Annotated in this window: 14 protein-coding genes; 4 read left to right on the forward strand and 10 right to left on the reverse strand. The window is 70.4% G+C overall.

What is annotated here, in order from left to right:
* Window positions 1-27: 27 nt before the first annotated feature.
* The gene (locus SALPAC4_RS0103265) at window positions 28-576 is read right to left on the reverse strand and encodes a DUF3995 domain-containing protein (protein WP_109746111.1); all 549 of its coding nucleotides are present in this window, start codon (window positions 574-576) and stop codon (window positions 28-30) included.
* A gap of 84 nt (window positions 577-660) precedes the next feature.
* Between SALPAC4_RS0103265 and SALPAC4_RS0103270 the strand changes: the two genes are divergently transcribed.
* The gene (locus SALPAC4_RS0103270) at window positions 661-996 is read left to right on the forward strand and encodes a phosphatase PAP2 family protein (protein ID WP_223874687.1); all 336 of its coding nucleotides are present in this window, start codon (window positions 661-663) and stop codon (window positions 994-996) included.
* 57 nt (window positions 997-1053) lie between these two features.
* Here SALPAC4_RS0103270 and SALPAC4_RS0103275 read toward each other — a convergent pair whose 3' ends face one another.
* From SALPAC4_RS0103275 to SALPAC4_RS0103290, 4 genes are all read right to left on the reverse strand, one after another.
* Window positions 1054-2022, reverse strand: coding sequence for an NAD(P)-dependent alcohol dehydrogenase (locus tag SALPAC4_RS0103275; RefSeq protein ID WP_019869154.1), 969 nt, complete (start codon window positions 2020-2022; stop codon window positions 1054-1056).
* 10 nt (window positions 2023-2032) lie between these two features.
* Window positions 2033-2314, reverse strand: a complete 282-nt coding sequence (locus tag SALPAC4_RS0103280; RefSeq protein ID WP_033660542.1) for a hypothetical protein — start codon at window positions 2312-2314, stop codon at window positions 2033-2035.
* Complete coding sequence (locus tag SALPAC4_RS0103285; protein WP_050564032.1) at window positions 2314-2664, reverse strand: ArsR/SmtB family transcription factor; 351 nt, start codon at window positions 2662-2664, stop codon at window positions 2314-2316. Before SALPAC4_RS0103285 ends, SALPAC4_RS0103280 begins: the two co-directional genes overlap by 1 nt.
* A gap of 215 nt (window positions 2665-2879) precedes the next feature.
* Complete coding sequence (locus tag SALPAC4_RS0103290; RefSeq protein ID WP_019869155.1) at window positions 2880-3473, reverse strand: hypothetical protein; 594 nt, start codon at window positions 3471-3473, stop codon at window positions 2880-2882.
* Window positions 3474-3606: 133 nt separating this feature from the next.
* Between SALPAC4_RS0103290 and SALPAC4_RS0103295 the strand changes: the two genes are divergently transcribed.
* Window positions 3607-4836: a GNAT family N-acetyltransferase gene (locus tag SALPAC4_RS0103295; RefSeq protein WP_019869156.1), complete on the forward strand. Its 1230-nt coding sequence runs from the start codon at window positions 3607-3609 to the stop codon at window positions 4834-4836.
* Window positions 4837-4858: 22 nt separating this feature from the next.
* The gene (locus SALPAC4_RS0103300; protein WP_019869157.1) at window positions 4859-5176 is read left to right on the forward strand and encodes a hypothetical protein; all 318 of its coding nucleotides are present in this window, start codon (window positions 4859-4861) and stop codon (window positions 5174-5176) included.
* 10 nt (window positions 5177-5186) lie between these two features.
* Here the strand turns inward: SALPAC4_RS0103300 and SALPAC4_RS0103305 are convergent, their stop codons facing one another.
* The 3 genes from SALPAC4_RS0103305 to SALPAC4_RS0103315 all read right to left on the reverse strand — a co-directional run bounded on the left by SALPAC4_RS0103305 (window position 5187) and on the right by SALPAC4_RS0103315 (window position 7750).
* Complete coding sequence (locus SALPAC4_RS0103305; protein WP_018732803.1) at window positions 5187-5654, reverse strand: ribose-5-phosphate isomerase; 468 nt, start codon at window positions 5652-5654, stop codon at window positions 5187-5189.
* Window positions 5655-5777: 123 nt separating this feature from the next.
* Window positions 5778-6992, reverse strand: a complete 1215-nt coding sequence (locus SALPAC4_RS0103310; protein ID WP_019869158.1) for a DUF1015 family protein — start codon at window positions 6990-6992, stop codon at window positions 5778-5780.
* A gap of 134 nt (window positions 6993-7126) precedes the next feature.
* Window positions 7127-7750, reverse strand: coding sequence for a mycothiol-dependent nitroreductase Rv2466c family protein (locus SALPAC4_RS0103315; protein WP_019869159.1), 624 nt, complete (start codon window positions 7748-7750; stop codon window positions 7127-7129).
* Window positions 7751-7967: 217 nt separating this feature from the next.
* Here SALPAC4_RS0103315 and pepN point away from each other — a divergent pair, with 217 nt between their 5' ends.
* Entirely contained in the window at window positions 7968-10514 is a 2547-nt protein-coding gene (gene pepN, locus SALPAC4_RS0103320) for an aminopeptidase N (RefSeq protein ID WP_019869160.1), read from the forward strand.
* A 70-nt stretch (window positions 10515-10584) separates the two neighbouring features.
* Here pepN and SALPAC4_RS0103325 read toward each other — a convergent pair whose 3' ends face one another.
* Together SALPAC4_RS0103325 and ctaJ are read right to left on the reverse strand one after the other, a co-directional pair.
* A complete protein-coding gene (locus SALPAC4_RS0103325) occupies window positions 10585-10998 on the reverse strand; it encodes a DUF5130 family protein (RefSeq protein ID WP_018216662.1) in 414 nt (137 codons plus the stop codon).
* The gene (gene ctaJ / locus SALPAC4_RS0103330) at window positions 10985-11290 is read right to left on the reverse strand and encodes an aa3-type cytochrome oxidase subunit CtaJ (protein WP_449619067.1); all 306 of its coding nucleotides are present in this window, start codon (window positions 11288-11290) and stop codon (window positions 10985-10987) included. The genes SALPAC4_RS0103325 and ctaJ overlap by 14 nt, the downstream gene beginning before the upstream one ends.
* Window positions 11291-11306: the final 16 nt, after the last annotated feature.

Genomic DNA, 11306 nt, shown 5'->3' on the forward strand with positions numbered 1-11306 from the left:
TCGTGGTATCGGGCGGGCCGGCCGGTCTCACTTCGTCTTCCTGGGCTCCCGCGGCGAGCGGGTGAAGGAGATCGCGGCGATGGCGAACAGCGCGCCGCCGGAGAGCCAGACCGGGTCCCAGAGGAACAGGTGCCAGGGCAGCGCCGAGCCGAGCCCGGCGGGCAGATCGACCACCCCGGCCACGATCAGTAGGTGCTGCGCCAGGTTCGCCACGCCATACAGGGACAGCAGCGCGGCGGTGCCCCACCCGGCGAGCAGCAGCACCCAGCGCGGCGTCCGGCGGGGGCGTCCGGTCGCCAGGGCCAGGCCGAGCGGCGCGGCGATCAGCTTCAGCACCGCCGTTGTCCAGAGCAGAGCGACGAACGCCGGTTCCCGGGCCAGCGCCGGCCCTTCAACGGCCGGTCCGAACGTGCCCTGTCCCAACAGGCCGCCAGCCGCCCAGTGGAAGCTCAACCCGGCGAACGACAGCGACCAGAGGCCGGCGCCGTAGCCGGCCCAGGAGCCCCGTCGCCCCCCAACCGTGCCGGCGGTGCCCCCGCCGCGCCGGTCATCGGTGTTCACGGCGCTCCGGCTCACGTTGCCCTCCCGGTGAATCGACCCCGGTGTGGTAGCACTGTGCGGTCCCAGCACGGACCGACCGGCCCGATGCTGACGGGTCCAATGCTGCCACTCAGGTGGCTCGGGCCTACCATTCGCCGGGATGGGCGCTGGCACATTCCCCGTACCCCGCCGACACCACCGTCGAAGTTCGCGGTCCTGCTGGTCACCACCGGGATCAACCAGGTGTGGAAGCTCAGCGCGCATGCCGCGGTGTCAGCCGGCTCCGCTGGTGTGCTCATCAACGTCTTCGGCCCGGCACTACTCGTCGTCGTCCCGGTGGTGGCGCTGGTCGCCTGGTCGCGGGTCCGGCTCCGCGATCACACCACCAGCCAGGTCCTCGCCGGAGCCGCCGTGGGTGTGCTGGTCGCGGTCCCGACGTTCCTCGTACTCTCGTGATCCGGCCCGCCCAGGGCTGGCGTGCGGTGCGACGTCGAACGAGGGGCAACCGGCCGGTCAGACGGTGATGACGACCTTTCCCCGGGCGTGGCCCTCCTCGAGGTAGCTGATCGCCTCGGGCACCTCGCTCAGGGGATAGGTCCGGTCCAGGACCGGGGTGACCTTTCCGGATTCGAAGAGATCGCACAGCTCTGCCAGGTCGTCCCGGTTGGGACTCGCCACGAAGAACACCAGGCGTTGCCGTACGAACGGCGACAGAGCGAGCCCACGGAGTACGCGAGCCAGCGGGCCGAGCAGCCCGTCGCCAGTACCGCTGTTCAGGATGAGTGTGCCCCGCGGGGTGAGCATGCGTCGGCAGGCGAGGAGCGAGTGGTTACCGACGTTGTCGAGGAGCAGGTCGTAGCGTCGTCCGCCGCGGGTGAACTCCGCCGTGGTGTAGTCGATGACGTGGTCGGCACCCAGGTCGCGGACCAGCTCGACGTTTCGGCTGCTGCAGACCCCGGTCACCTCGGCTCCCAGCGCCTTGCCGATCTGTACGGCGAAGGTGCCCACGCCGCCCGCCGCGCCGTTGACCAGGAGCCGCTGACCGGGTTGCAGCCGGCCGTGGTGACGTAGCGCCTGGTAGGCGGTGAGGGCGGCCACCGGCACGGAGGCGGCCTGTTCCAGGGTCAGGCTGGCCGGCTTTTTCAGCACTCCGGCGTCGTGGCGCATCGTGACGTACTCGGCGAACGCTCCCTGCTGTAGGGCGAACACCTCGTCTCCCACCTGGAGCGTGGTGACGTTGCTGCCGACTGCTTCGACCTGCCCGGCCAGGTCGTGCCCGAGCGTGTTGGCCTTGGGGCGGGTCAGCCCACCCTGCGCCCGGGTGATGTACGGGCTGCCGCGCATGAGGTGCCAGTCCACCGGGTTGACCGAGGCGGCCCGCACCCGGACCAGCACGTCGTCGGCACCGACGGCCGGCATATCAAGATCTTCAAGGGTGAGGACCTCGGGCGAGCCGTACGCGTAGAAACGGATTCCTTTCATCGGTTCCCTCTCATTCCACGCTGCGGAGGATGTGTTCGATCGATGCCGTTCGGGTTCGTAGTTCGGCGAGGTCGACGGCGCTTCGCTGCTGGGCGTCGAGGGTGTTCTCGGCGAGCTTCTCGAACCGGTGCACGAGCTGACGCAGGTCGTCTGCGCGGGCAGCGGCCCGCTTCTCTTTCCGGCCTTCGAACAGCCCGACGATGACCAGGGCGACCAGGAAGGCCGCCACGATGACCACGACCAGCAGGAAGACTGTCGTTGGCCAGGACATTTCCCCTCCAAGTGGGTCCATTACGTTGACTCCTTGGGCGCGGGACCCTTTCCTGGGTCCGGCCGGGTGAGGGTCTGGGCCGCCTCGGCCACTGCCGATGCGGTCAGGTGCAGGTCGAAATCGGTGACTTCGTAGTACTTCATGGCTTTGCCATCGTCGGAGAGCTCGAGCCGGCCGGTGATCAGGCCTGCCGCCTCCAGCCGCCGTAGATGCATGTGCAGGAGTGGACGGCTCACTCCAAGCTCGCGGGCCAGTTGACTCACGTAGTCACGACGGCCGGCCAGGGTCGCGACGATGCGTAGTCGAATCGGATTGGCCAGAGCCGCCAGCATCTCGACCAGGTCGTCTCCGGTCGGTCCGCTCACTGCCACAAGACCCCTTCACGTGTCATTTTTTTCTTACACGTGAACCGTAGCAGTCACCACCCCCGCCGGCAATGCCCACCGCTGTTCGCCCCGGAGCTACAGCAACAACTGCCCGATCGGCCAGGCCCAGGTGCGGTGTGGCCAGTGGTGAACAGGAGGTAGATGAGCCGACCCAGGGTCGAACTCAACGCCGACCAAGGTCAGCGGAAGGAAGGTCCGGGTCAGCTGTTGGTAATCCAGCTCCAGAACGAAACCACCCACTCGGTCTGCTTGAGCCACCCGAAGCCGAGACTGACGAGAAAGACGGCCGTCACCAGGTGCGCGCCGCGGGCACCGCGCCGCACCCGGCCCAGACGCTGCTCCAGCACCACCCGGCCAACCAGCCGGGCGAGGGCGAAGAGCCCAACCGCGACCAGCAGACTCAGTAGGAAGATCAACAGTGGTGCGGCGAGGTTGCCGCCACCCGAAATCGCCCAGATCCCCCAACAGACGAACGCGAAGAGCGCTCCGCCGGCGCTCCACTCCCGGCCCGGGCGGAGCTGCGCGAGGTGCCAGCTCATCGGCCGACGCGAAGCCCGCGCCTCCGGCCAGCCCGCCTCCGCCTCCGCCTGCTCCACCACCGGGAACGGCGTGGTTCGAGGGGCACTGGTCTCCCCTACCGAGGCCACCCCCCGCTGGAAGGCATCCGGCTGCGGCGGCACCCCGGCCCCCGGCTGCGGTGGCACCGCAGCTCCCCACTGCGGCGGCACCCCGACGCCTGACTGCGGCGGCACCTCGACGGTCCGCTCGGCCCACGGTTGCGTCTGGTCGGCCATGTCGTCCCTCCCCTGGACCAGACGGGGACCGGCGGGCCCCGTCTGACTATCGAGGGTAGCCAGCACACAAATGTGGGTCCGCTACGGACCGCCGGGCCGGCCGACCCCAGCGCAGTGCGCTAGACACGAAGACATGACCTTCGTACCGAACTTCGGTGTCGCCCGTACCGAAGAGCTCGAGGAGTTGGGTGAACTGCTCAACAGCCTCTTCCACAGCAGCTTGGACGCCGAGTCACAGGCCATCCAGCAGAGCACCCTGGAGCCCGAACGCACCCTGGTCGTCCGCGACGACACCGAGCTGGTGGCGACCGCCACCGCCTTCACCCGCGACCTGACCGTACCGGGGGCGTGTCTGCCCGCGGCACACGTCAGCGGGGTTGCGGTGGCGCCGACACACCGCCGCCGCGGTCTGCTCACCGAGTTGATGCGGCGGCAGCTCCGCGACGTACGCGACGCCGGCACCGAGCCGGTCGCGCTGCTGTGGGCCAGCGAGGGGCGGATCTACCCACGCTTCGGCTACGGCCTGGCCTGCCAGCAGTTGGTGGTGGAGTGCGAGACCACTGAGCTACGCCTGCCCGATCCCACCGCCGCTGAGAGTCGTCTCCGCCTGGCCGAACCGGCGCACTGCCGGGGCGAGCTGGCCCGGGTGTACGACCGGGTTCGGCCCGACCGGCCCGGCTGGTCCAGCCGCAACGAGGTGTGGTGGAACTATGTCCTCGCCGATCCGGCCGCCCGCCGGGAGGGAGCCACCGAACGTCGAGCTCTGCTGCACGAGGGCCCCGACGGCGTCAACGGATACGCGCTGTTCCGCACCCGCAACGCCTGGGACGCGGTCGGGCCGAAAGCCGTCACCATGGTTGACGAGGTGGTGAGCAGCGACCCGGCCGCCAATCTGGCGATGTGGCACCTGCTGCTCGCCCTCGACCTGACCCGCCGGCTCACGCTGCGCGGCGTACCGCTGGACGACCCGCTGCTGCGGCTGGTCAACGAGCCACGCCGGCTCGAGGCACGGCTGACCGATGCGCTCTGGCTGCGGGTGGTGGACCTGCCGGCGGCCCTCTCCGCCCGACGGTACGCGACCCCGATTGACGTGGTGCTGGAGGTCACCGACGAACTGCTGGCGGAGAACGCCGGTCGGTGGCGGCTTACCGGCGGGCTGGACGGGGCCAGCTGCGTACCCAGCGCCGGGGCGGCCGACCTGGCCTGCGACATCCGGGCCCTCGGTGAGCTGTACCTGGGCGGCACCGGTCTGGGCGAGCTAGCGGCTGCCGGCCGGGTTCGGGAGCTGCGACCCGGCGCCCTGGCCGCGGCCGGGCCGGCCTTCGGTTGGCACCGGGCTCCCGCTGCCATGGAGATCTTCTGACCCCACGGGGTACGGTCGGTTGGTGGGTGACGTGGAACGACGACGGCGGCGGCAGCGGCAGCCCGCCGACCGCACCACCGAGAGCCCGAGCCCGGCCCGGACAGCGGCCGGGGGGCCGAGCGGCGGCCGGCCGGCCCGAGTCCGCCGGGGCGGCGCCGAGGAGAGCGAGCGCGGGCTGCGGGGCCTGGTCGGCTCTGGCTCGTCGCAGGTGAGCGTGACCGCGGCGATGCGGGCCCGGGACGCCACCCGACCGACGGAGCAGGACCTGGCGGAGGCGGAGGCCCGGATAGTCCTGGTCCGCCGGAACTGGGTTCCGCGCGAGGACCTCCCCCGTCGGTGAACGGCCCGGTTCAGGGCAGGTCGGGAAGCTTCCGGGTGCGCTCGTAGTCGGCCACCTGGTTGATGCGGCGGGTGTGCCGTTGATTTCCGGAGAACGGGGTGGTCAGGAACGCCTCGACGATAGCGGTGGCCTCATCGAGGGTGTGCTGCCGCGCGCCGATCGCGACGATGTTGGCGTTGTTGTGCTCCCGGGCCAGGTGCGCGGTATCGATACTCCAGGCCAGCGCGGCCCGAACACCGTCGATCTTGTTCGCGGCGATCTGCTCACCATTACCGGATCCCCCGATAACCACGCCGAGGCTACCCCCGTCGGCAACCACCCGGTCGCCGGTGTGTAGGCAGAATGCCGGGTAGTCGTCGTCCGGGTCGTAGGCGTGCGGGCCGACGTCAACCACGTCGTACCCCTCCTTGGCCAGGTGGTTGGCCAAGTGCGCCTTCAGCTCGAAACCGGCGTGGTCGGATCCCAGGTAGACACGCATACCGGGCAGTCTGACAGGGCCGGTCTCCGACCGACGCTCGCGGGTCGGTCGGAGACAACTTCAGCACACTCCGGGAAGACGTCAGCACAGTCCGGGAGGCGTCAGACCCCCCCCGGAGGGTGCCTACCCGCCGCCCGGTCCGGACAGCAACTCGGCGACGACCAGTCCACCGCGGGCCTTCGGGGTGAACCAGGTGCTCTTGCGCGGCATCTTCTCCCGCGCCAGGTTCACCGCGACGAAGTCGTCAACGGTCACCGGTGCGACGAGGACGGCCAGCTCGGCGCGGCCGGCGTCAACCTCACCGGTGAGCCAGCTCGCCGGATAGTCGCCGCCGACGTAGGTGATCCGCTTGTCACCCGGGTCCAGCCCCAGCGCGTCCCGCAGCAGCAACCGCTCGACCAGGGCATGGTCCAGGTTCTCCAGGCGCCCCCCGCCAACCTGGGGCAGGCGTACGGCGTACGCCGCATCGGGGAGCCGGAGGTGGATGGTGCCGCCGGCCGCCGGGACCTCGACCGGGCCGTCAATCGGCTCGACCTGGGCGCCGGCGGCGCGAAGCCGGTCGATCAGCTCCTCTGGGCTGGTGGTGAGCTCGTCAACCAACCGGTTGTACGGGGCGATGGCGACCGAGGCCGGCGTGGTGACCACGGCCAGGAAGCGCGGTAGCCCGCCGGTCTGGGCCGCCAGACTGCGGTGGTTACCGTCGGCGACGACCAGCTCGCCACCGCCGGCCAGAGCGGTCAGCTCGTCCTGCTGCTCGCCCGGACCGACCAGCCAGATGGCGTGCGTCCGCCCGGCCTGGTCGGTGTCGGTCGCAGCCGGCACCCCGGCTCGGTCGGCCGCCGCCGCGAGGGCGGTGTGCAGCTCCTCGCCCCGACCGGTCTGCAGCAGGAGCACCGGCGACAGCAGATGCCCCAGCGCCTCGGCCAAGGCCACCCGCTCGCGCACCTTGGCGATGAAGACATCCTCGTTGCGGATGACCAGACCCGGCTCGGCGGCGCTGGTGGAGATCTGGTCGGTATCGACCATGACGAACAGCCCGTACCCGGGCTCCTCCTGCGGGGCACTGATCCGGTAGAGGACCACCACCTGCTCGGCGGGGGTGTAGCTGCCCGCCGCCTTCGCCTCGGCGAGCCGGGCTACCGCCTCCGGGAGCGCTTCGAGAAAGGCCTTCCCCCGGCTCTCCGGGGCCCGATGCGGCATCTCGATGCCGAGGGCGCTGTGCGGATTCACCTCAATGATCGAGGTGATCTCCGCCTCGTCGGCGAACTCGTCGTAGTTCTGCGCGCCGGTGCCGCCAGTGGTGATCCAGGCCCGGGCGATTGGATGGGCGACCGTCATGCCCGCTGACGCTACCGGTATCGCTCACCCCCGGTGTCCGGGCCCACCCGCCCTGCACCGGAGCAACCCGCCGGCACCGGCGGTACGCGGGCCCCTGCCACCCGCCAGCGGGACGGCGGGGCCCCGCCTCGCACTCAGTCGAAGATGGGGCCGACCTCGCGGGAGCGCTTGAGTTCGAAGAACCCCGGCGTTCCGGCGACCAGCAGAACACCGTCCCACAGCCGGCCGGCGGCCTCGCCCCGAGGAGCCGGGGTGACGACCGGGCCGAAGAAGGCGACCGGGTTCCCGTCCGGGCCCGGGGCGTGGATGACGGGGGTACCGACGTCGGTGCCGACCGGCCGCATACCCGCCTCGTGGCTGGCGCGTAGCGCTCCGTCGAACTCGGTGCTGTCGGCGGCCCCGGCCAACTCCGGATCCAGTCCGGCGTCGGTCAGGGCAGCGGTGAACAGTTCCCCGGTGAGCTGTTCGGACTGCAGATGGATCCGGTTACCGAGCGCGGTGTACAGGTCCCGCAGCGCCCCGGTGCCGTACCGCTGCTCGGCGGCGACACAAACCCGAACCGGGCCCCATCCGGACTTCATCAACCCCTGGTACTCCGCGGGCAGGTCCCGACCCTCGTTGAGCACGGACAGGCTCATCACGTGGAAACGGATCTCCACGTCCCGGACCCGCTCGACCTCCAACAGCCAACGAGAGGTGATCCACGCCCACGGGCAGATCGGGTCGAACCACATGTCGACGGCGACACGCTCACTCACGGTGAAGTCCCTTCACGACAGCTGCGCCGATTCTCGGCGCCGGTACCGATCCTCGCCGGAAGTTCCCAGGTACAACACGGAATGAGACCGTGACCTGGCCCACCCGCCGACCCGGGTGCGTGTAAGACTCGACTCGCGCGACCGCTACGAGCGGTTGCCCGACGACGCCGCGGTCGGCGTGCGGCGAGACGAGAGATGGAGACGAACAGTGCCGGGAGTGCGCAACCTGACGCAGGCGGAGGCCACCGAGCGAAGCCGGCTACTCGACGTGACCGGGTACGACATCAACCTGGACTTGTCGAGCGCCGTGCAGGCCGAGGGCCACACGTTCCGGTCCCGGACCGAGGTCCGGTTCCGATGCAGTGAGCCGGGTGCGAGTACCTTCATCGAGGTCGCCGCGGATTCGGTACGGTCGGCCACCCTGAACGGCAGCCCGCTGGAGCTGGGTGGCTGGTCGGCGGAGACAGGGCTCACCCTGCCCGACCTGGCCGCCGAGAACACCCTCGTGGTGGATGCGGACTTCGCGTACTCCAACAGCGGTCAGGGGCTACACCGCACGGTGGATCCGGTTGACGGCGAGACCTACCTCTACAGCCAGTTCGAGACGGCGGACGCGCAACGGGTCTACGCGGCCTTCGACCAACCCGACCTGAAGAGTGTCTACACCTGGCACGCCACCGTGCCGGAGCACTGGAAGGTCGTCTCCAACATGCCGGTGGAGCGGGAGGAGCCGGCCGGCGAGGGCGGCAAGACGGTCCACTTCGTGGAGTCGGTGCGGATGAGCACCTACATCACCGCGCTCTGCGCCGGGCCCTACCACGAGGTGCGGGACAGCCACGACGGCATCGACCTGGGCGTCTTCGTCCGCGCATCAATGGCGCAGTACCTGGACGCCGACGACCTCTTCCTGATCACGAAGCAGGGCTTCGACTTCTTCCACGCCCAGTTCGACATTCGATACCCGCTGCCCAAGTACGACCAGCTCTGGGTGCCGGACTTCAACGCGGGCGCGATGGAGAACTTCGGCTGTGTCACGCACGCCGAGTCGCTGTTCATCTTCCGGTCGCAGGTCACCGACTTCGAGTACGAGCAGCGCGCCAACACGATCCTGCACGAGCTGGCGCACATGTGGTTCGGTGATCTGGTCACCATGCGCTGGTGGAACGACCTCTGGCTGAACGAGTCGTTCGCCGAGTGGGCCAGCCACTGGTGCAACACCCACGCGACCCGCTTCGCCGAGGCGTGGACCACCTTCCTCTCCGTCCGGAAGAACTGGGGTTACCGACAGGACCAGCTCTCCTCCACCCACCCGGTCTACTGCGAGATGCCGGACCTGGAGGCGGTCGAGGTCAACTTCGACGGGATCACGTACGCCAAGGGTGCGAGCGTGCTCAAGCAGCTCGTCGCGTACGTAGGCGAGGAGCCGTTCCTGGCCGGGCTCCGGTCGTACTTCCGCAAGCATGCCTGGGGTAACGCCACCTTCGACGACCTGCTCTCCGAGCTGGAGGCGGCCTCCGGGCGCGAGCTGCGCAAGTTCGCCGCACAGTGGCTGGAGACCGCCCAGGTGAACACGCTGCGCCCAGAGCTGACGATCGGCGCCGACGGCAACTACCAGCGGGTCGTGGTCCGTCAGGAGGCGCCGGCCGACCACCCGACCCTGCGCACCCACCGGATCGGCGTCGGCCTCTACGACCGCACCGATGGCCGGCTGGTCCGCCGCTCGCGGTTGGAGGTTGACGTCGTCGGCGAGACGACCGAGCTGACCGAGCTGGCCGGGGTTCCCGCCGCGGACGTGCTACTGCTCAACGACGACGACCTGACCTACACCAAGCTGCGGCTCGACGAGCGGTCGATGGCCACCGTGGTGCAGCACATCACCGGCTTCGAGTCGTCGCTGGCGCGGGCGCTGTGCTGGACTGCCGCGTGGGACATGATCCGCGACGCCGAGCTGGCCGCGCGGGACTACGTGGCGCTGGTGCTCGCCGGCCTCCCCGCCGAGACCGACATCAATCTGGTCACCGCCACCCTGCGGCAGGCCACCACCGCGCTCACCTTCTACGCCGACCCGACGTGGGCACCGAGCGGCTGGGCCGACCTGGCCCGGACGGCGAAGACCGCCCTCGCCGCCGCCGAGCCGGGCAGCGGCTTCCAGCTCGCCTGGGCTCGGGCGTACGCCTCCGCCGGTCGGTCGGCTGAGGACCTGGCGACGTTGCGGGGCTGGCTGGAGGGGAACGGGGTCCCGTCCGGCCTGCGCATGGACACCGAGCTGCGGTGGGTGGTGCTCACCGCGCTGGTGACCAACGGCGCGGCGGGTCCCGACGACATCGAGGCGGAGCTGGCCACCGACCGCACCGCCAGCGGCGAGCGGGAAGCCGCGCACGCGCACGCGCTCGTGCCGACGCCGGAGAACAAGGCAGCCGTCTGGGCCAGGTTGACCGGTCCGGAGCCGCTGCCGAACTGGCGGCACCGCGCACTGTTGCGGGGCTTCGCCCACCCGACGCAGGTCGAGCTGGTCCGCCCCTACCGGGAGCGGTACTTCGCCACCATCGCGCAGGTCTGGGCCAGCCGGGACAGTGAGCCGGCGCAGGAGTTCGTCCTGCTGGCTTACCCGGCGTACCTGGTTGAGGAGGAGACCGTGACGGCGACCGACGAGTGGCTGGCCGGCGCGGGCCAACCGGCACCACTACGGCGGCTGGTCGCCGAGGGCCGCGACGGCGTCGTCCGGGCCCTCAAGGCCCGGGAGCGGGACGCCCGAAGCGGCTGACATGCGACGGCCCGGGGCCGGTGCGAAGCGAACGCTTCGCACCGGCCCCGGGCCGAGTGCTTGCCGGGTGTCAGCAGCCCTTACCGGCGTGGCTGGCCAGCTGGTCGAGGCCGGTGACGATGCCACCGGTGAGGTCGCCGCCACCGAAGGCCGCCACCATCGACAGCGCGGCGAGCCGCGCGTACGTGTCCGGGATGCGCCGGCGGGCGTGCTGGCCGGTGACGATCTCCAGCTGCCGCTGGTTCGGCGAGATCGCGATCAGGACCGACCGGTCGGGGTCGGCGAGCTGGCGGTGCCGCCGCTCGGCGTCCTCCCGGACCGGCTCGTCGAGACCACCGACGAAAATCGAGAAGGTCAGCCCGGTGCTCTCGTCGGCCAGGCGCATGGCCTCGTCAACGCGGAGCAGCTGGCGGGTCGAGAACGGGCCGTCCAGCTCCGGCGGGGCCGCCGTCTCGGACGACGACTGCAGCTCACCAACGGTCACTTGCGCCTCCGGTTCCACCGGCCGGCACCTGCTGGCCGGCCTGCTCCTGCTTACGGCCCGTCAGCGCGGGCGCCTGGGCGCCGGCGGTCAGTGCGGTGCCCGCCGCGTCGGCCAGCTCCTCCGGACTACTCAAGAACCAGACCGGAGTGAAGTCGAAGGGCCGGCCGGGCCGGTAGCGCTTACCACCGCCACCAACGCCGCGGCTGCTGGCGGCGTATGCCACACCAGCGATTACCAGCGCTGCTACCGCCGGGATTCCGACGAAGACCAGCAACGTATCGGTTACAGACAATCCCAACGCCCCCAGG

Source organism: Salinispora oceanensis, from assembly GCF_000383575.1.
Taxonomy (GTDB): domain Bacteria; phylum Actinomycetota; class Actinomycetes; order Mycobacteriales; family Micromonosporaceae; genus Micromonospora; species Micromonospora oceanensis.

Coding starts and splice junctions, on each gene's coding strand:
- SALPAC4_RS0103270 (WP_223874687.1), top strand. CDS start 661: ATGCTGCCACTCAGGTGGCTCGGGCCTACCATTCGCCGGGATGGGCGC.
- SALPAC4_RS0103310 (WP_019869158.1), bottom strand. CDS start 6,992: ATGACGGTCGCCCATCCAATCGCCCGGGCCTGGATCACCACTGGCGGC.
- SALPAC4_RS0103280 (WP_033660542.1), bottom strand. CDS start 2,314: ATGGACCCACTTGGAGGGGAAATGTCCTGGCCAACGACAGTCTTCCTG.
- SALPAC4_RS0103295 (WP_019869156.1), top strand. CDS start 3,607: ATGACCTTCGTACCGAACTTCGGTGTCGCCCGTACCGAAGAGCTCGAG.
- SALPAC4_RS0103290 (WP_019869155.1), bottom strand. CDS start 3,473: ATGGCCGACCAGACGCAACCGTGGGCCGAGCGGACCGTCGAGGTGCCG.
- SALPAC4_RS0103275 (WP_019869154.1), bottom strand. CDS start 2,022: ATGAAAGGAATCCGTTTCTACGCGTACGGCTCGCCCGAGGTCCTCACC.
- SALPAC4_RS0103305 (WP_018732803.1), bottom strand. CDS start 5,654: ATGCGTGTCTACCTGGGATCCGACCACGCCGGTTTCGAGCTGAAGGCG.